Origin of the sequence: [Actinomadura] parvosata subsp. kistnae (assembly GCF_900323885.1) — a bacterium.
GTDB classification, from domain to species: Bacteria; Actinomycetota; Actinomycetes; order Streptosporangiales; family Streptosporangiaceae; genus Nonomuraea; species Nonomuraea composti.
The window spans coordinates 218,885-236,727 of sequence record NZ_OOHJ01000022.1 but is presented as its reverse complement, the minus strand read 5'-3'; the positions used below and the strand labels follow the sequence as shown (position 1 = coordinate 236,727).

Sequence of the window (17,843 nt, the reverse complement as noted above, 5' to 3'; positions counted from 1 at the left end):
ATTGCGCTGATACACGGCGTGGGTGTATCAAGGCGCGGTGTTATCCGTATACGTGGATCTGGCCCTCGGCCTGGTGGTGGCGTTCCTGCTGCTGTCGCTGCTGGTGAGCGGCCTCAACGAGGCGTTCGTGCGGGTGCTGTCCATCCGCAGCAAGTTCCTGTGGGCCTACCTCAGGGACACCCTGGACGGAGTCGGGGACAAGGCGCCGTCGTGGCTGCCCGGCAGCCTCCGTGACGTGCTGGTCGCGCTGCCGTTCGGCCCCGACCCCCGTCCGAAGCACAGCAACCAGCCGGCGCCCGCCGACCCCGGCGAGATGCCCGCGACGAAGACCAGCGACTCCATGATGAACCTCCTGTACGCGCGGGTACGGGAGATCGACCACCGCAAGCGCGGCAGGACGAGCATCGCGAACATCCCGCCGGAGCGGTTCGCGGTGGCCGTGATGGAGCTGGCCGCGACCGAGAACGGGAACATCCCCGAGTTCCTCAACAAGCTGCAGCGCATCGACAGCCCGCTCTACGGCCACCTGAAGGGCGTGTGGGAGAGCGCGCAGGGCGACCTCGACCGGTTCAGGAAGGGGGTGGAGACCTGGTTCGACGGCGAGATGCAGCGGCTGTCCATGCTCTACCGCCGCTACGTCAAGTGGGCGGTGGCCCTGCTGGGCGTCGTGGTGACGCTGCTGTTCTCCATGGACGGCTTCGAGTACGCCAAGACGCTGCTGCGCGACAACGCCTTCCGCGCCTCGGTGACGGCCGTGACGGAGGCGGGGCCCGACGCGTACAACGAGCTGAAGCAGCAGTGCACGGGCGGCGACCCGGTGCCGTGCGTGACGGAGCTGCTGAGCGAGCCCGCCCTGGTGAAGCTGATGGGGCAGGCGATGGTCAGCGTGTCGATCCCGGCGCAGGGCGACCCGAGCGTGCAGGGCAACTTCCCGGTCTGGTGGGGCCGGATCACGACGCCGAGCCACTGGCCGGGCTTCCTGCTGACGTACGTGGCGCTGCTGTTCGGGGCGCCGTTCTGGTGGGACGTGTTCCGGCGCATCACCGGCATCAAGTCGCGGCGCTGAGCGGACGCCCCCGGGCGCGTACCCTGGGCCGGATGGAGACGGAACGGCTGATCATGCGCCGATGGCGCGAGGCGGACAAGGAGCCCTTCGCGGCCATGAACGCCGATCCCGAGGTGATGGAGCACTTCCCGGCCCCGCTCACCCGGGCGCAGAGCGATGCGATGGTGGACCGGATCGAGGAGCAGTTCGACCGGCTCGGCTACGGGCTGTGGGCGCTGGAGGTGCGGGAGAGCGGGGCGTTCATCGGCTTCGCCGGGCTCGCGCTGCAGACCTTCGAGGCGCCCTTCCTGCCCGCCGTGGAGATCGGCTGGCGGCTGGCGCGCCCGGCGTGGGGCCACGGGTACGCGATCGAGGCCGCCAGACGGGCCGCCCGGTACGCCTTCGAGGAGGCCGGGCTCGACGGCATCATCTCGATGACCGCCGCGTCCAACGTGCGCTCCCAGGCGGTGATGCGCCGGCTCGGCATGACGAGGGATCCGGCCGAGGACTTCGACCATCCCCGGGTGCCCGAGGGCAGCCCGCTGCGGCGGCACGTGCTCTACCGGCTCAAGCGGCCCTGAGAGCGGTCAAGAGGCGCTCAGGGCGTACAGGACGTCGCGCAGGGACGGCTCGCGCTCCCGCATCCACACCAGCCGCAGCGCCAGCGCGGGCGCGTCGAGGCCCAGCTCCACCAGCGCCCCCGAGTCGAGGTCGGAGCCCAGCGCGAAGTCCGGCAGCAGCGCCGCGCCCAGCCCCTGCCTGGACCACTCGCGGGCGGTGGTGATGCTGGACAGCTCCCTGCGCGGCACCTCCGCGCCGAACAGCTGATCGGCCGCCAGCCGGATCGAGCAGCCCGACGGGCTGACCAGCAGCGGCTCCCGGTCGCCGTCGGGCGCCGCCACCAGCGACAGCCGCACCTCGCCCACGTCCACGTGGTCCATCCCGGCCGGCCGGGCGAACCCCAGCCCGCCGACCCGGTCGCCGAGGTCCAGCAGCAGCGCGGCGTCCAGCCGCCCGCCCGCCACCGCGTCCAGCAGCGACTGCCGGGTGCGCGACTCCACGCTCACGTCGAGGTCGGGGCGGCGCTCGGCCAGGCGGCGGATCACGGCGGGCAGCTTGGCGGCGGCCAGCATCTCCAGCGCGCCGATGCGCACCCGCCGGCGCGCGCCCGTCACGGCCCGCCGCACCTCGTCGGCGTGGTCGAGCAGGCCCTGCGCCCGCGCGAGCAGCGCCGTGCCCGGCTCGGTCAGCCGCATGCCGCGCGCCGTACGCTCGAAGAGCGCGACGCCGAGCCCGGCCTCCAGCCTGCGCACCTGCTCCGACACCGAGGCGGGAGCCAGGCCCAGGTCATTGGCGGCCGCCGTGACGGAGCCGGACGTGGCCACCGCCACGAACCCCTTCAACTGCCGCAACTCCATGCGAACCAGCATAAGGCTTTCCCGAATGCTCCCTGCGGCAGCGCCTGTTGAGCCAGGGCACCGCGTTTCAGCAGGCTGAAGGGCATGTTCGGTTTCTCCCTCGCCTACTTCCTGGTGATCCTCGACACCACCGTCCTGACGATCGCCTTGCCCGATCTGCGGGAATCGCTCGGCGGCTCGCTGGCCGGCCAGCAGTGGGCGGTCAACGCGTACACGGTCGCCTTCGCCGCCTGCCTGCTCACCGGGGGAGCGGTCGCCGACCGGTACGGCGCGGCCCGCGTCTTCAAGCTCGGCGTGGCGTCGTTCGGCGTGATCTCGCTGCTCAGCGCCGCCGCCCCGAACCTGGGTGTGCTGATCGGCCTGCGCGCCCTGCTCGGGGTGGCGGGCGCGCTGTGCACGGGCGGCTCGCTCGGCCTGCTCGCCGAGATGTTCCCGCAGCCCGCCGCCCGGGCCCGCGCCACCGGCCTGTGGGCGGCCATCACCGGCAGCGCGCTGGCGGCCGGCCCGCTGCTCGGCGGCGTCCTCGTCGACCTGTACGGCTGGCGCGCCGTCTTCCTGCTCAACCCGCCCATCGCCCTGATCAGCCTGCTGGCCATGCGCAAGGTCACCTCGCCGCGCGGCAGCCGCATGATCGACTGGTGGGTCCAGGTGCTGGCCTGCGCCCTGCTCGGCCTGGTCGCCGAGGCGCTGATCGACGCAGCCCCCGTGGCGGCCCTGCTGGCCCTGCCCGTCCTGGCCGCCCTGGTGCTGGCCGAGCGGCGCAGCCACGCCCCCGCCCTGCCCGGCGGCCTGCTCGCCGCCACCTGGCCGGAGCTGCTCGCCGGCACGGTGGCCAACTTCGCCTTCTCCGGCGCCCTGTTCGTGCTGACCCTGCTCCTCCAGGACACCCAGCACCTCAGCCCGATGGCCGCCGGGCTCGCGTTCCTGCCGCTGACGCTGCCCATGACGGTGAACCCGCTGCTCACCGGCCGCCTCGTGGCCCGCTACGGCCCGCGCCCGCCCATCCTCGGCGGCCTGGCCCTCATCGCGGCCGGCCTGGCGGGCACCGCGCTCACCGACGTGCTCATCCCCTGGCTCGTGGTGCTGGGCTTCGGCCTGTCCTTCGTGCTGCCCGCCCTCATGGCCGGGATGGTCAACAGCGCCCCGCCCGGCACGGCCGGCACCGCCGGCGGCGTGCTGAACGCCTTCCGCCAGGTCGGCGCCACGCTCGGCGTCGCGGTCATGGGCGTCATCGGTCAGCCCCTGCTGACGGCGGCCGTCCTGGCGGCGCTGACCTGCGCCGGGTACGCCGTTGCCGCCCGCCGCGCGGTGATCGGAGTATCGTGAGAGGCTCAGCGGCCACGACGATGGGGTGCACGTGTTCTTCCAGCATTCGAGCGACATCTGGCGCGATTTCCCCGAGCTCGTCCCCGCGGCCCTCTACGCCGAGGGCATCACCCCCGACGCCGACGCGGGGGCGCGCATCGCCGCCCACGCCGAGCGGGCTGCCGCCCGGCTGGCCGGCGCCTCCGAGAGCGACCTGCCGGAGATCCAGGCGTGGCGGCGCACCTTCGCCCGCATGGGGCTCAAGCCGACCCAATACCGGTGCGCCTCCGAGGCGCTGCTGCGCCGCTTCAGGAAGGAAGGCGCGCTGCCGCGCCTGCACCCCCTGATCGACCTGTGCAACGCGGTGTCCATCGCCTACGCCGTCCCCATCGCCGTCTTCGACGTCTCCCGCATCACCTCCCACGTCGAGGTCCGGTACGCCGCGGGCGACGAGACGTACATGACCTTCGGCGGCGCGACGGAGCAGCCGCCCGCCGGCGAGGTGATCTTCGCCGACGCGGCCGGCCGGGCGCACGCCCGCCGCTGGACCAACCGCCAGAGCGGCCACTCGGCCGTGCGTGACAGCACGGCCAACGTGCTGATCGTCGCGGAGGCGCTGCACGACACCGCCGCCGCCGACGTCGAGGCGCTGGTGGCCACGCTCGCCGACGAGCTCAACACGCTCTGGCCCGTCACCCCGAAGTCGGCGATCCTGACCCCGGCCGCGCCCCGCTTCGAGTTCCCGGCCTGACCCGTCAGATCAGCTCGCTCTTGTAGAAGATGCTGGCCAGCCGCGGCCCCGGCTCGGAGGCCAGGCCCAGGCACAGCCGGGGCGCCCCCGACACGATCTGGATGCCCATGCCCTCCGGCTCCCGGTAGTTCAGCGACTGGCCCGCCACGCTCCTGGCCCGCTGCACCTGCTCGCCGGTGCGCAGGTCGAGGCAGGTGATGTACGTGTTGCCGGGCGGCGGGCTGATGTCGTAGGAGTTGCCGGTCAGGATGTAGACGAAGTTCCCGTAGGCGGCGTAGCCCTGGAAGGTGCCCAGGCCGGCGGGCTGGGCGATGTCGTGCAGCTTCTCGGGCGCGCCCGCCTTGACCGACGCCAGCGGGAACACCGCGAACCTGAACGAGCCCTCACTCCAGTAGCGCGTCACCAGCCGGTCGGTGGACGGGTCGATCGTGCACGTCGTGTTGGTGGCGCCCGGCACGAGGGAGTACTTGGTGAGCGCCGACGACGACGTGGTCAGCGTCTGCCCGTTGACGAACTTGAAGCGGCACAGCCGGGTGCCCCGCGAGCTGTTCTCCACGGGCACCCCGTCGGTCTCCGTCCACAGGTAGGCGGCCGAGCCCGACGGCTCCACGCCGATCTGGACGCCGTGGCCGAAGCCCATGAGGTACATGTGGCCGAGGATCGAGCCCGTCAGGCTGAGCTTGGTCAGGCACAGGTGGCCGGCCGCGTCGGAGCCGGCGCCGTTCTTGACCTGGACGGTGTAGATGTGGCCGTGGGCGTTGTCGATGGCGAACGACTGCAGGACCGTCTCGTCCTGGAGGGCCTTGCGCCAGATCAGGGACGTCGACGGGGCGGTCAGCTCGAAGCGGCCCTCGGCGGCGGAGGCGGCACTCACGGGCGCCAGCGCGGTGGTGGCGGCGACACCGGCGCCGAGCTTGAGCAGGCCCCTGCGGGTGAGCGGCGAGGAGGGGGTCATGTCTCATCCGTTCGACTGGGAGTCATCTCGCGATCATCACACCCTATGGGGCCCTCCCTCAACGCGAAACGGCCCGGCACCTCGTGGGATGCCGGGCCGTGACGGGACGACTACACGTCGTAGTACAACTCGAACTCGTGCGGGTGCGGGCGCAGCCGGATCGGGTCGACCTCGTTCTCCCGCTTGTACGAGATCCACGTCTCGATCAGGTCAGGCGTGAACACGCCGCCTTCGAGCAGGTAGTCGTGGTCGCTCTCCAGCGCGTTGAGCACGTCGGTGAGCGAGCCAGGCACCTGCGGGATGTTGCGGGCCTCCTCGGGCGGCAGCTCGTAGAGGTCCTTGTCGACCGGCTCCGGCGGCTCGATCTTGTTGCGGATGCCGTCGATGCCGGCCATCAGCATCGCCGAGAACGCGAAGTACGGGTTGCACGACGGGTCGGGGACGCGGAACTCGATGCGCTTGGCCTTCGGGTTGGAGCCCGTGATCGGGATGCGCACGCAGGCCGAGCGGTTGCGCTGCGAGTAGACCAGGTTGACCGGCGCCTCGTAGCCCGGCACCAGCCGGTGGTAGGAGTTGACCGTCGGGTTGGTGAACGCCAGCAGCGACGGCGCGTGCTTGAGCAGGCCGCCGATGTAGTAGCGGGCGGTGTCGGACAGGCCCGCGTAGCCGACCTCGTCGTAGAAGAGCGGCGAGCCGTCCTTCCACAGCGACTGGTGGCAGTGCATGCCGGAGCCGTTGTCACCGAAGATCGGCTTGGGCATGAACGTGACCGTGTGGCCGTACTCCAGCGCCGTGCTCTTGATCACGTACTTGTAGAGCATGAGGTTGTCGGCCGTCTTCAGCAGCGTGCCGAACTTGAAGTCGATCTCCGCCTGACCGGCCGTGCCGACCTCGTGGTGCTGCATCTCGACGTCGATGCCGACCTCGATGAGGTTGCGCACCATCTCCGAGCGCAGGTCGGTGAAGTGGTCCATCGGCGGGACGGGGAAGTAGCCGCCCTTGTAGCGCGGCTTGTAACCGAGGTTGCCGCCCTCGGTGGCCTTGCCGGTGTTCCAGGCGCCCTCGATGGAGTCGATGTAGTAGTAGCCGGCGTTCTGCTTCGTCTCGAAGCGGACGTCGTCGAAGATGTAGAACTCGGCCTCCGGGCCGAAGTACACCGTGTCGGCGATGCCCGTGCCCTTGAGGTACTCCTCCGCCTTGCGGGCGACGTTGCGCGGGTCGCGGCTGTAGGCCTCGCCCGTCAGCGGGTCGTGCACGAAGAAGTTCAGGTTGAGCGTCTTGTGCTGGCGGAACGGGTCCACCACGGCGCTGGACGGGTCGGGCAGCAGGAGCATGTCGGACTCGTGGATCTGCTGGAAGCCGCGGATCGACGAGCCGTCGAACATGAGTCCGTCGGTGAAGACGCTCGCGCTGAAGTTTTCAACCGGGAAGGTGAAGTGGTGCGTCGTCCCCGGCAGGTCGGTGAACCTGACATCGACGAACTGCACCCCTTCGTCACTGATGAACTTCAGGACGTCGTCGGCGGAGTTGAACACTCTCGAACCTCCCTGGGGACTGGCCATCATTGCGACGCTAGGGCGCGGCCGTTTCCGTACGGTGTCTCGATTGTTTCGCACGTGTTACGCAGGGTCAGGGTGCCGCAAAGCCGTCGCGGGGGGCGTGCTCACGTGCGCTTGGAGGCGTGGCAGTCGCCGTCGGGGTCGGGCGCGTCCAGGTCGTACGGGTCCACGGGCGCGCCTTCCGGCCGCTTCGTACTGGGGGCGGAGTCGGCGTAGAAGGGGTGGATGTAGGCGTCGTCCACGTCGCACCGGGCCGGCGTCGCGCTCCCGCCCATCTGCCGCACCCAGACGACCAGCTCCTCCCCCTCCCGGTAGATCAGGAACGTGCCGCGCTGGCGCGTCACCAGGCGGATGGCGGTCTCCGGCTGCCCCGGCCGCTGGACGGCGTGCACGATGATGTGGTCGGTCTCCAGCTTGGCGCCCCTGCGCCCGTCCAGCCGGAACGACGACAGCTTCGTCCTGCCGCGCACCTTGACCACGTCGCTGGCCCGCTCGGCCGTCTTGGGCGCGAAGCTGGTCACCCACGAGCGGGTGCCGTCGCGGCCCTCGCGGTGCAGCCGCTTGGTGAACCACGACCGCTCGTCGCGAGGGAGCAGCTTCACGAACGCCGCCGGATGGCCCCCGAAGAGCGTCTTGCGGTCGAGGTGGGCGGCCGACAGCAACGCGCGCGTCCGCTCGATCCCCTTGGCCACGTCCTTCTCCGACAGGCCGCCGGTCGCCTTGGCCTTGGGCAGGTCGAAACCGTCGGCGCCCTCGGCCCACCCCTCCGCCGGTGAGCCCGCGAACGGCCCCTGCGCGGTGGGCCGCACCGGTGTCGTCTCCTCGGGGACCGGCCCCGCGTTCATCGAGGCCGGCGGGGCCGCCACCGGCATCGTCTCCTCCGGCATCGTCTCCTCGGGCACCGCGCCCACCGGCGTGAGCAGGCCGGGCCGGAGCGTGAGGACGAGGCTCGCGGCCGTGACCACCGCCGTCACCCCCGCCAGCGCCGGCCAGATCCGCCTGCCCCCGCGCCGGGGCGCCGGGTCCTCCCAGGCGGTGGCGGCGGGGCGTAAGCGCTCCCGCTCCGCGTTCCTGGCCCGCCGTGACGCCCTGGCGCCCTTCTTCGCCGCCGCCCGCATCTTGCGCTGCTGCTCGGCGTCTATCTGCGCGACCAGCTCGTTGAAGCGCTGGTCTAGATCATCCCCGTGTGGCATGGCGTCCATGATGGCCGGTCGGTGACGCGGTTGGGTCACAATCCGGACCGGCCCCCCGGGCGGCTACCGTGGAGGCATGAGCAGGAACGAGCCTCGGTGGACGCAGACCTGGCTGGGCGGGGTCAGGTCCGCCGGTATCGATCTCGGATATCCCGGCGAGCGCCTGGGGCTGCCCGAGGAGGGCAGCGGGTCGATCGCGGGCTGGGGCCGCAGGATCGGCGCGCTCGTCATCGACTGGATGATCTGCACGTGGGTGGTCGTGCAGCTGCTGCTCCGGATGAACCCCGCCGAGTCGCCGTGGGCGCCGGTGCTGGTGTTCGCGCTGCAGTACCTCGTGCTGGTCGGGTGGATGGGCCAGACGTTCGGGCACCGGCTGATGGGCATCAGGGTCGCCGCGATGGACGGCGGCGACCCGAGGCTGCTGCCGGTCGCGGTGCGCACGGTGCTGCTGGCGCTGGTCGTCCCGGCCGCGATCTGGGATCGCGACCACCGGGGGATCCACGACCGCGCGTCCAACACGATGGTCGTCCGGATGTAGTCCGTCAGCCTGAAAGCCGTACCGGGTTTAAATTTATACCCGGTACGGTTTATGCTGTCCGCATGATGGCGGGGCTCAGGGAGCGCAAGAAGGAGGAGACCCGGCGGCGGATCTCCGAGGTGGCACTGCGGCTGTTCGACGAGCGCGGCTACGACGCCGTGACGGTCAACGAGGTCGCCGAGGCGGCCGGGGTCGCCAAGGTCACCCTGTTCAACTACTTCCCGAGCAAGGAGTGCCTGGTCCTCGACGCGATCAAGGACGACCACGCGGCGATCGTGGCCGGGCGGCGTGAGGGCCAGTCGCCGCTCGACGCCCTGCGCGAGCACTACCGCGGGATGGCCCGGCAGGGCATGGGCGGGCTCGACGTCGAGGGGCTGCTGGTGCGGGTGCGGGTCATCTCGTCGAGCCCCGCCCTGCTCGCCGGCGTGTACCAGACGAACATGGGCGAGCGCTCCGAGCTGGCCGCCGCGCTCGGGGAGGCGATGCCCGGCCGCGGTCTCGTGCCGTGGCTCCTGGCGGGGCAGGTCACCGCCGCCATCACCACGTTGCAGGAGGCGTTCTTCCACCGGCTGTCCACGGGCGTCCCGCTGGAGGAGGCGCAACGGTCGCTGGGGGAGGAGATCGAGCTGGCCTTCGACCTCCTGGAGCACGGCTTCTCATCCATCGAGGGAGAAAAATCGTGAAAAAGGGGATCAACTATGACACGGGGTTCCTGCCGGGTTCAGCGTCCCGCGAGACGTTCGACCCCGAGACCGTCGCCCGCGACATGCGCGTCATCGCCGACGACCTGCACTGCGAGGTGGTCCGGATCTCGGGGATGGACCCGCGGCGCATGACCGTCGCCGCCGAGCGGGCCGCCGCCGCCGGGCTGGAGGTGTGGTTCGCGCCGTTCCCCGTGGACCTCGACCAGGAGCAGCTGATCCCCGCCCTCGCGGCGGGCGCGGAGCTGGCCGAGAGCCTGCGCCGCTCGGGCGCCGAGGTCGTCTACGTCACCGGCTGCGAGACCAGCGCCTTCGGCAAGGGCTTCATCGAGGGCGAGAGCTACCGCGACCGGCTCGACATGATGGGGGCCGGCGACGAGAACTGGTGGCGCGGCCTGATGACGGACGTCATGCCGCGCTTCAACGCCTACCTCGCGCAGATGATGGAGGCGGTCCGGCCGGTGTTCGGCGGGCGGATCACCTACGCCGCGGGGCCCTGGGAGCGGATCGACTGGACGCCGTTCGACATCGTGAGCTCGGACGCCTACCGCGCCGCCTACAACGCCCACGACTACACCGACGAGCTGCGCGCCCTGTTCACGCACGGCAAGCCGGTCGCCGTCACCGAGTTCGGCACCTGCGCCTACAAGGGGGCGGGTGACCTGGGCGGCATGGCCTGGGTGGTGCCCGAGGGCGCGGTGCGCGACGAGGGCGAGCAGGTCCGCTACTTCCACGAACTGCTGGACATCTTCGAGGCGGAGGGCGTGGAGACCGCCCTGTGGTTCACCTACGCCGCCTACAACCGCTTCGGCGAGGACGACCTCGGCTCGTACGGCGTCATCAGGATGCTCGACGAGACCCGCTGGGAGCCCAAGGAGGTCTTCCACGCCATGGCCGCCAGGTACGCGCGCTAAAAACTCACACAGGTGAAGATGGCCGTGCCGGGAAGGTGACGGCCACGCAGGGGGCTCCAGCCGCCCCACACCCGCTCATGCCCCTCGGGCCACTCGGGCTCCACCAGCCCGGCGATCGTCAGCCCGGAGGCCGCCAGCAGATTCACCCAGTCGGCCATCGTGCGATGGTGCTCGACGTAGGTGAGCGCGCCGCGTTCGTCACGCTCCTCGTACGGCGTGCGATCGAAGTACGACCGGTCGGACGTCAGCCCCCGCGGCCCCGGATCGTCCGGGAACGCCCACCGGACAGGATGGCTCACCGAGAACACGAACCGCCCGCCCGGCCGCAGCACCCGGCGCACCTCACGGAAGACCGCCAGGGGGTCCGCCACGAACGGCAGCGCCCCGTAGGCGGAGCAGGCCACGTCGAAGGAGCCGCCGGCGAACGGCAGCGCCTCCGCGTCGGCCTGCACCACCGGGACGCGCACCCCCGTGTCGAGGTCGATGCGCTGCGAGTGGCGGAGCTGGCGGTGCGAGATGTCGAACGCCGCCACCCGCGCCCCTGCCGCACCAGCCACCGGGCGCACTGGGCGGCGCCGCAGCCGATCTCCAGCACCTGCCGGCCGCGCACGTCGCCGAGCAGCCGCGCGTCGGCCTCGTCGAGCCCCTCAGGGCCCCACACGAACCCGTCGTCGCGCAGGAAGGAGCCGTGCTCGACCTGGTAGTCGTCGGCATTGCCGTCCCACCAGCCCCGATTGGCCCGCGACGAAGCCGACAACGCCGGCGCCTCCTCGGCCTGTGACGAGGGGGACGGCACCGGCGTCTCTCCGGCCGGGACGCAGGGGACGGCACTAGCGCATCTTCGGGCCGCGCGGCATGCGGGCGCCCTTGGGCATCGGGCCCTTCGGCATCGGCATGTTGCGCGGCAGCGAACGCAGCCGGTCCTTCACCTCGTTGACCGACGGCTTCTTCAGGTTGCGCGGCAGCTTCATCAGGTGCCGCTGCAGCTTGCCGAGCGGCACCTGCCCCTCGCCGTCACCACACTGAACGTCGTAGATCTCGACACCCAGCACCACCCGCGAGATGCGCTGCTTCTCGGCCTTCAGCATCTTCGCCACCCGGTTGCCCGGCCCCTCGGACACCAGCACGACACCCGGGTACCCCACCACGAGGTGCACGAGGTCCTGGTCGCGGTTGACCGCGATGGCCGGGGTCACCTGCCAGTTGCCGCGCATGCCCTGCAGCACGGCCGCCGCCGCGCCGGTCTGGCCGTGCAGGATCGAGTATTGGGCCCGCTGCGCGAGCTGGCCGAACACCACCAGGCCGACGGTGAGCGCGGCCAGGACGCCGATGAACACCGAATACCACAGGTAGCCCGTGACCAGACCGATCACGACGACCACAGCCAGCGTGCCCACCGCCGAGAGGAAGACGATCGGCATCCCCTTGGGGTTGGCCTGCTTGATGATCTGCGCGATCATGCGGAGCTGCTTGATGCGCCCCGGCTTCTCTGAGTCCTCGGACTTTGCCATGCTCAGAAGGATACAAACCAACTGGTGCACTATGGAAAACGCGCCCCGGCCGTTCTCCGGCTGTGACTAGATCTTCACCGTTGCCGACAGCCTGAGATCCGCCGCGCTGCGGCCCACCTCCACCAGGTGCCCGCCCTCGACCGTGCGCCAGCCGTCCTCCCACACCTGGAAGGCCCGCTCCGGCAGGAACAGCGTCGTGACCACGGTCTGCCCGGGCTCCGCCTCGACCACGTCGAACGCGGCCAGCGTCCGGCGCGGCCCGCGTACACCTGCACGACCTCCCGGCCGGGGCGCGTGCCGGTGTTCGTGACGGCCACGGTCACGGTGCTGCCCTCGGCCGCGATCGAGTCGTACGACCAGGTCGTGTACCCGAGGCCGTGCCCGAACCAGAACGCCGGCGCCCGCTCGGCCCGCCGCCACGCCGGATAGCCGACGAACACGCCCTCGTCGTAGCACACCTTCCCGTCCACGGGCGTCACCGCCGACACCGGCGCGTCCGCCAGCCGCTCCGGCCACGTCGTGGGCAGCCGCCCGCCGGGCTCGGCGTCACCGAAGAGAACGTCCGCCAGCGCGGCCCCGCCTCCTGCCCCGGGAACCAGGTCAGCAGCACCGCCGCCACCTCCGGCAGCCACGGCATCTCCACCGGCGAGCCCGCGTTGACGACGACCACCGTGCGCGGGTTCGCCGCCGCCACGGCGCTGATCAGCTCGTCCTGGCGCCCCGGCAGCCGCAGGTCCGCCCGGTCGAACCCCTCGCTCTCCACCTCCGGCGTCGTCGCGGCCACCACCACCGCCACGTCGCACTCGCGGGCCACCCGCACCGCCTCGGCCAGCTGCTCGTCCTCGCCGGGCGCGGGGTCCGCGTGCCCGAGCGTGAACGACACCACCGCCATCCCGCCGAACGTGCCGGCCGGATGCGTGACGACCACCTCGTACGTCTCCCCGGCCGCCATGGCCACGGCGACCCGCCTCTCCGGCGGTGACAGGAACGCGGCGGCCGGATCGCCACCGTCCAGCCCGATGCTCTCGTCGAGGACGACCTCGCCGTTCACGGTGAGCGTGAACGCGCCCACCCCGGCCACCGACAGCTCGTGCTCGCCGCTCGATTCGGCCGTGTACGCCGCCCGCAACCGGACGTTCCTGAGCCGCCCGGCCTCCACGCCAGGCGGCAACTGCCCCAGCCATCGAGCCTCGCCGCCGGCCAGCCGCTCCTCCCTCAGCACCACCCCCGCCTCGTCCAGGAACTCCGCCGTGACGGGACCGGGGATCGGGGCCAGGCGGATGCGCGGATCGGTGCCCAGGGCGTACCGGACGCCGGTGCGCTCGGACAGTCCCTGCAGCGGCGAGACGACCCGATCGGGGAAGACCTGCGCGCTCCCACCGCCCATCACGCGCGCCTCCCGGGCCGCCGCCCCGATGACGGCCAGCGTCGGGCTGCCCCGCAACGGCAGAACGCCGTCGTTGGTCAGCAGGGTGAAGGCCCGGGCCCCGATCTCCCGCACCAAGGCCACCCCGTCGATCGGCGCGGGGCCGGCGGTGCCGGCGCGGTCGTCCGGGCGGAGGGCGCCGACGCGTTCGGCCAGGCGGAGGATGCGGCGGACGCGGTCGTCCACGGCCGACTCCGGCACCCGGCCCTCGCGTACGGCCGCCTCCAGCAGCTCGCCCCACGGCCCCGACGGCCCCGGCATGGCCACGTCGGTGCCCCCGAGGGCGGCGGCCTCGGTCGAGCGCACCGCCGTCCAGTCCGACACGACGAACCCGTCGAAGCCCCACTCGCCCTTCAGCACGCCGTTCACCAGCTCGGAGTGCTCGGTCATGGTGGTCCCGTTCACCGAGTTGTAGGCCGTCATCACGCCCCACGCCCCGGCCTGCACCACCCGCTCGAACGGCCGCAGGTACAGCTCCCGCAGCGCCTGCTCGCCGACCACCACGTCTGCGGTGAAGCGGTCGGTCTCGAAGTCGTTGGCCACGAAGTGCTTGGGCGTGGTGGCGACCCCGCCCTCCTGCACGCCCTCGACGTACGCCGCGCCGATCTCGCCCGTCAGGAACGCGTCCTCGGAGAAGCACTCGAAGTGCCGGCCGCCGAGGGGGGAGCGGTGCAGGTTGAGGGTGGGCGCGAGCAGGACGTGCACGCCCTTGCGCCGCGCCTCCTGGGCGAGCAGCCGGCCGGCCCGCCGGACCAGCTCCACGTCCCAGGTGGCGGCCAGTGCCGTCGGGCTGGGCAGGGCGATCGAGGGGTCGCCGGCGCTCCACTGCTCGCCCCGTACGCCGATGGGGCCGTCGCTCATCACGAGCCGGTCGAGCCCGATCTCGGGCAGCGGGGGCAGCGACCACATATCGGCGCCGGTCAGCAGGCTGATCTTGGTGGGCAGGTCGAGGCGGGAGATCAGTTCATCGAGGTCCACGAGCACAGTGTCACCCAGAAAACCGAGTGCCCGATAGGTTTGTTATCTTCGCGTTATGTAAAGCCGTCCCGAGGCCGCCGCCTGGACGTGTCCGCTTCCTGCGCCTGCCGGGCGTCCCCGTCGGATGCGCCCGCCTGGCGCCGGGTGCGTCAGGCGGTCACGAAGAATTCCAGCAGTTCGGGTACCAGCGCCTCCGGCGCCACGTTGTGCGTCTGGTCCTCCAGGACGCGCCGCACCGCCCCCGGCACCGCCGCCGCCACCTCCAGCCCCGCGTTCGCCATCCACGCCGGGCTGTCGGCGCCGTTGAGCACCAGCGTCGGCTGCGTGATGTCGGCCAGGAGGGCGGCGGGGAGCGCGTTGCCGGGGCCGAGCACGGCCGCCTCGTACGCCAGCGTGTGCGCCACCGCCTCCATCTCCGCCCACGCGGGGTGCGACCGCATGCCCGCCACGGCCTCGCGCGGCACCTCGGCCGCCTCGACCAGGAACAGCTCCACCGCCTCCGCGCGGTTGCCCGTCTCGACCAGCAGGGAGAGCCGCTCGGCGAGGTCGAGGGGGAGGGCGGGCGCGCTGTCGTCCACGTGGTAGGGCGGCTCCCACACGGCCAGCTTCGTGATGCCCGGGATCGCGACTGCCGCCTCCAGGGCCAGCGCCGCGCCCGACGACCCGCCGAACACCATGGCCGACCCGCCGGCGGCCCCGATGACGGCGGCCAGGTCCTCGACCTCCCGCTCCACCGCGTACGGCTGCGTGTCGCCGCTGCCGCCGCGCCCGCGCCGGTCGTAGTTGTAGACCGTGAACCACCGCGACAGCCCGGTCGCGATCGCGGTCATGAGCGGATGCCGCCGGTCCGTGAACGCGCCCTGCACCAGGACGACCGCGGGCCCCTCACCGTGCCGGTCGTAGGCGATGAGGGTCCCGTCGGGTGACTTCACCACATCAGGCATGATCGTGTCCCGCTTCACTCGGCCGGCGGCACCAGGCACAGCACCTCCCAGTGGTGGCCGTCCAGGTCGGCGAAGCCGCGCTGGTAACGGGGCCGCCCTCCTGCGGGACGCCCGCCGGGGTGGCGCCGGCCGCCAGGGCCTTGTCGACCAGCTCGTCGACCGCGGCCGGGTTCTCCACGCCCAGCACCAGGATCGCCTCGGTGCTCTTGCTCGCGTCGGCGATCTCCTTGGTGGTGAACGAGCCGAACACCGGCTCCTCCAGCAGCATGACCTGCGTCTGCTCGCTGATGATGACCGAGGCGAGGCCCTGGCCCATGCCGAACAGGTTGAAGCCGAGCTCGGTGAAGAACTTGGTCGACCGGTCCAGGTCCTTGACCGGGACGTTGACGAAAAGCTGCATCTCCGCATCCCTTCTCTTGCGCGTGTTGTGACTCAAGTGTGCTGCGGGAGGGCCCCGCCGGTCTTGGATCTGGGTGCCAAGGAACTTGAGGATCAGCGCACGGGAGGTGGGTGCCTTGAGGGTCAGCGCACGGTGTGGGCGCGGCGGTACTCCGCCGGCGGCATCCCGTACGCCTGCCGGAACAACCTGGAGAAATGGGCGGCATCCGGCAGCCCCCAGCGGGCGCCGATCGTGCTGACCGACTGCTTGCCGCCCGAGATCAGCTCGGCGCGGCACCGTTCGAGGCGGCGCTGCCGGATCCAGGCGGCCACCGTCGTGTTCTCCGACTCGAACAGCCGGTGCAGGTAACGCACGGAGATGTGGTGGGCCGCGGCGACGGTCGCCGGGTCGAGCTCGGCGTCGCCCAGCCGCCGCTCGATGAACGCGTGCACCTCCATCAGCAACGTCCGCTGCCGGGCGTCGGCGGGCAGCGACCGGGCCTGGTCGAGGCGTTCCGCCACGGCGGCGCTGACCAGGTCCGCCACCACGCTGGACAGCCGCGCGGCGCTGCCGGGCCGGTACGTGTCATGGTCCAGCGCCACCCGCCGCAGCAGCGGCACGGCCAGCGCGGCGGCCCCGACTCGGCCGTGATGGGCAGCGCGGCCAGCTCCGCCACCGCGTCGGCCGGGACGGCGAGCTGCCCGCGCGGCACGCTGAACACCGCCAGCCACACCGCCGAGTCGTAGGCCAGCTCGTACGGCCGGGAGAAGTCGTAGATCGCGAACTCGCCCCGGCTGAGCTGCGTGTTGCGGCCGTCCTGCGACAGGCGCGGGCTGCCCGACAGGGTGAGCACCACGCGGTACAGCTCGAGGTTGTCGCGGCGGATCAGGCCGGAGGTGCGGTGGACGCTGTGCGGGGTGGAGGTCTGGATGCGGCCGACGCCCACGCTGCCGAGCTTGCCGAACTCGATCTCGCCGTGTAACGGCGCGTCGGGGTCGATGCGCAGGTCGAGCGGACCGAGCGTGTCGCAGACGATGCCGCGCCAGGCGTCGTGGCGACGTGCGGCCGGCAGGTCACTGGTGCGGATCAGAACGGCCATGCGCGTCGCCCTCCCTCGGCTGGGGCCTGTCATGCTAGCCCGTTCACGCGCACCCGGAAGAAACGCCATATTTCCCGACATGAAGGAGCCCCGGGAGGTCATCCCGGGGCTCTCACGAAGCCACACTCAGCCGACTTCGACGGTCTTGCTCAGGCGTTCTGGCGGGCCTCGACGGCCCTTCGGCGTTCAGGCGTTCTGGCGGGCCTCGATGGCCTGCTTGTAGAGCCGGCCCGCGCGGTACGACGAGCGCACCAGCGGCCCCGACAGCACCCCGGCGAACCCGATCGCCTCGGCCTCGGCCTGCAGCTCCACGAACTCCTCCGGCTTCACCCACCGCTCCACCGGGTGGTGGCGCGGCGTCGGCCGCAGGTATTGGGTGATCGTCAGCAGGTCGGTGCCGGCCGCGTGCAGGTCGCGCATGGCCTCGACGATCTCCTCGCGCGTCTCGCCCATGCCCAGGATCAGGTTGGACTTGGTGACGAGCCCGGCCTCGCGCGCCATCGTGATCACCGCGAGCGAGCGCTCGTAGCGGAAGGCGGGACGGATGCGCTTGAAGATCCGCGGCACCGTCTCGACGTTGTGCGCGAACACCTCGGGCTTGCTGGAGAAGACCTCCTCAAGCTGCTCGCGGTTGCCGTTGAAGTCGGGCACCAGCAGCTCGACGCCGCAGTCGGGCAGCAGCGCGTGGATCTGGCGCGCGGTCTCGGCGTAGAGCCAGGCGCCGCCGTCGGGCAGGTCGTCGCGCGCCACGCCGGTCACGGTCGCGTACTTCAGGCCCATCTGCTGGACGGACTCGGCGACCCGGCGCGGCTCGTCGCGGTCGTACTCCTTGGGCTTGCCCGTGTCGATCTGGCAGAAGTCGCAGCGCCGGGTGCACTGGTCGCCGCCGATCAGGAAGGTCGCCTCGCGATCCTCCCAGCACTCGTAGATATTCGGACAGCCCGCCTCTTCACAGACCGTGTGCAGGCCCTCCCGGCGCACGAGCGATTTCAGCTCGGTGTATTCGGGGCCCGTCCTCAGCTTGGTCTTGATCCACGGGGGCTTGCGCTCGATAGGGGTTTCGGCGTTACGCACCTCCAGGCGGAGGAGCTTTCGGCCTTCAGGAGCAACGGTCACGGTCTCAGCTT

The 17,843-nt window shown here is 71.5% G+C and carries 19 protein-coding genes and 2 pseudogenes; 8 read left to right on the top strand and 13 right to left on the bottom strand.

The window, feature by feature from the left end; all coding sequences use genetic code 11:
• The first annotated feature begins 37 nt into the window (after positions 1-37).
• Both KIS93_RS43900 and KIS93_RS43895 read left to right on the top strand, forming a co-directional pair.
• Complete coding sequence (locus KIS93_RS43900; RefSeq protein WP_080041238.1) at positions 38-1,066, top strand: hypothetical protein; 1,029 nt, start codon at positions 38-40, stop codon at positions 1,064-1,066.
• A 32-nt stretch (positions 1,067-1,098) separates the two neighbouring features.
• Positions 1,099-1,626: a GNAT family N-acetyltransferase gene (locus KIS93_RS43895; protein ID WP_080041237.1), complete on the top strand. Its 528-nt coding sequence runs from the start codon at positions 1,099-1,101 to the stop codon at positions 1,624-1,626.
• Positions 1,627-1,632: 6 nt separating this feature from the next.
• Here the strand turns inward: KIS93_RS43895 and KIS93_RS43890 are convergent, their stop codons facing one another.
• The gene (locus tag KIS93_RS43890; RefSeq protein ID WP_080047055.1) at positions 1,633-2,463 is read right to left on the bottom strand and encodes a LysR family transcriptional regulator; all 831 of its coding nucleotides are present in this window, start codon (positions 2,461-2,463) and stop codon (positions 1,633-1,635) included.
• Positions 2,464-2,547: 84 nt separating this feature from the next.
• Between KIS93_RS43890 and KIS93_RS43885 the strand changes: the two genes are divergently transcribed.
• Together KIS93_RS43885 and KIS93_RS43880 are read left to right on the top strand one after the other, a co-directional pair.
• Positions 2,548-3,789 (top strand): MFS transporter, encoded by a 1,242-nt coding sequence (locus tag KIS93_RS43885; RefSeq protein ID WP_080041236.1) that lies wholly within the window; start codon positions 2,548-2,550, stop codon positions 3,787-3,789.
• Positions 3,790-3,820: 31 nt separating this feature from the next.
• Complete coding sequence (locus tag KIS93_RS43880) at positions 3,821-4,519, top strand: B3/B4 domain-containing protein (protein WP_080047054.1); 699 nt, start codon at positions 3,821-3,823, stop codon at positions 4,517-4,519.
• 4 nt (positions 4,520-4,523) lie between these two features.
• On the opposite strand, the gene KIS93_RS43875 is transcribed toward KIS93_RS43880, so the two are convergent.
• From KIS93_RS43875 to KIS93_RS43865, 3 genes are all read right to left on the bottom strand, one after another.
• Complete coding sequence (locus KIS93_RS43875; protein WP_080041235.1) at positions 4,524-5,474, bottom strand: phage baseplate protein; 951 nt, start codon at positions 5,472-5,474, stop codon at positions 4,524-4,526.
• Between the two features lie 110 nt (positions 5,475-5,584).
• Positions 5,585-7,009, bottom strand: a complete 1,425-nt coding sequence (gene glnA, locus KIS93_RS43870; RefSeq protein WP_080041234.1) for a type I glutamate--ammonia ligase — start codon at positions 7,007-7,009, stop codon at positions 5,585-5,587.
• A 128-nt stretch (positions 7,010-7,137) separates the two neighbouring features.
• On the bottom strand, positions 7,138-8,226 hold the full coding sequence (locus KIS93_RS43865; protein WP_155128179.1) for a hypothetical protein: 1,089 nt from the start codon (positions 8,224-8,226) through the stop codon (positions 7,138-7,140).
• A 76-nt stretch (positions 8,227-8,302) separates the two neighbouring features.
• On the opposite strand from KIS93_RS43865, the gene KIS93_RS43860 reads away from it, so the two are divergent.
• The 3 genes from KIS93_RS43860 to KIS93_RS43850 all read left to right on the top strand — a co-directional run bounded on the left by KIS93_RS43860 (position 8,303) and on the right by KIS93_RS43850 (position 10,379).
• Positions 8,303-8,764: an RDD family protein gene (locus KIS93_RS43860; protein WP_080041232.1), complete on the top strand. Its 462-nt coding sequence runs from the start codon at positions 8,303-8,305 to the stop codon at positions 8,762-8,764.
• A 62-nt stretch (positions 8,765-8,826) separates the two neighbouring features.
• A complete protein-coding gene (locus KIS93_RS43855) occupies positions 8,827-9,447 on the top strand; it encodes a TetR/AcrR family transcriptional regulator (RefSeq protein ID WP_230465421.1) in 621 nt (206 codons plus the stop codon).
• Positions 9,444-10,379 carry a hypothetical protein gene (locus tag KIS93_RS43850; RefSeq protein ID WP_080041231.1) on the top strand — a complete coding sequence of 312 codons (936 nt, stop codon included), beginning with the start codon at positions 9,444-9,446 and terminating at the stop codon, positions 10,377-10,379. The genes KIS93_RS43855 and KIS93_RS43850 overlap by 4 nt, the downstream gene beginning before the upstream one ends.
• Here the strand turns inward: KIS93_RS43850 and KIS93_RS43845 are convergent.
• From KIS93_RS43845 to KIS93_RS68480, 3 genes and pseudogenes are all read right to left on the bottom strand, one after another.
• Positions 10,376-11,175, bottom strand: a pseudogene (locus KIS93_RS43845) (class I SAM-dependent methyltransferase). The gene KIS93_RS43850 and the pseudogene KIS93_RS43845 sit on opposite strands and share 4 nt — an antisense overlap.
• A gap of 34 nt (positions 11,176-11,209) precedes the next feature.
• Positions 11,210-11,890, bottom strand: coding sequence for a DUF4191 domain-containing protein (locus KIS93_RS43840; protein WP_080041229.1), 681 nt, complete (start codon positions 11,888-11,890; stop codon positions 11,210-11,212).
• 66 nt (positions 11,891-11,956) lie between these two features.
• Positions 11,957-12,121 carry a hypothetical protein gene (locus KIS93_RS68480; protein ID WP_335673930.1) on the bottom strand — a complete coding sequence of 55 codons (165 nt, stop codon included), beginning with the start codon at positions 12,119-12,121 and terminating at the stop codon, positions 11,957-11,959.
• Positions 12,122-12,190: 69 nt separating this feature from the next.
• Here KIS93_RS68480 and KIS93_RS68475 point away from each other — a divergent pair, with 69 nt between their 5' ends.
• Complete coding sequence (locus KIS93_RS68475) at positions 12,191-12,319, top strand: hypothetical protein (RefSeq protein ID WP_335673929.1); 129 nt, start codon at positions 12,191-12,193, stop codon at positions 12,317-12,319.
• A gap of 56 nt (positions 12,320-12,375) precedes the next feature.
• Here KIS93_RS68475 and KIS93_RS43835 read toward each other — a convergent pair.
• The 6 genes and pseudogenes from KIS93_RS43835 to lipA form a co-directional block, all read right to left on the bottom strand.
• Positions 12,376-14,177, bottom strand: a pseudogene (locus KIS93_RS43835) (glycoside hydrolase family 3 C-terminal domain-containing protein); the annotation flags it as partial.
• A 266-nt stretch (positions 14,178-14,443) separates the two neighbouring features.
• Complete coding sequence (locus KIS93_RS43830; protein ID WP_080047051.1) at positions 14,444-15,238, bottom strand: alpha/beta fold hydrolase; 795 nt, start codon at positions 15,236-15,238, stop codon at positions 14,444-14,446.
• Positions 15,231-15,638: a VOC family protein gene (locus KIS93_RS43825; RefSeq protein ID WP_222107858.1), complete on the bottom strand. Its 408-nt coding sequence runs from the start codon at positions 15,636-15,638 to the stop codon at positions 15,231-15,233. Before KIS93_RS43825 ends, KIS93_RS43830 begins: the two co-directional genes overlap by 8 nt.
• Positions 15,639-15,760: 122 nt before the next feature.
• On the bottom strand, positions 15,761-16,138 hold the full coding sequence (locus tag KIS93_RS43820) for a helix-turn-helix domain-containing protein (protein WP_186404780.1): 378 nt from the start codon (positions 16,136-16,138) through the stop codon (positions 15,761-15,763).
• Positions 16,075-16,716 carry a cupin domain-containing protein gene (locus KIS93_RS43815; RefSeq protein WP_186404779.1) on the bottom strand — a complete coding sequence of 214 codons (642 nt, stop codon included), beginning with the start codon at positions 16,714-16,716 and terminating at the stop codon, positions 16,075-16,077. The genes KIS93_RS43820 and KIS93_RS43815 overlap by 64 nt, the downstream gene beginning before the upstream one ends.
• 186 nt (positions 16,717-16,902) lie before the next feature.
• On the bottom strand, positions 16,903-17,832 hold the full coding sequence (lipA, locus tag KIS93_RS43810; protein WP_080041226.1) for a lipoyl synthase: 930 nt from the start codon (positions 17,830-17,832) through the stop codon (positions 16,903-16,905).
• Positions 17,833-17,843 lie beyond the last annotated feature (11 nt).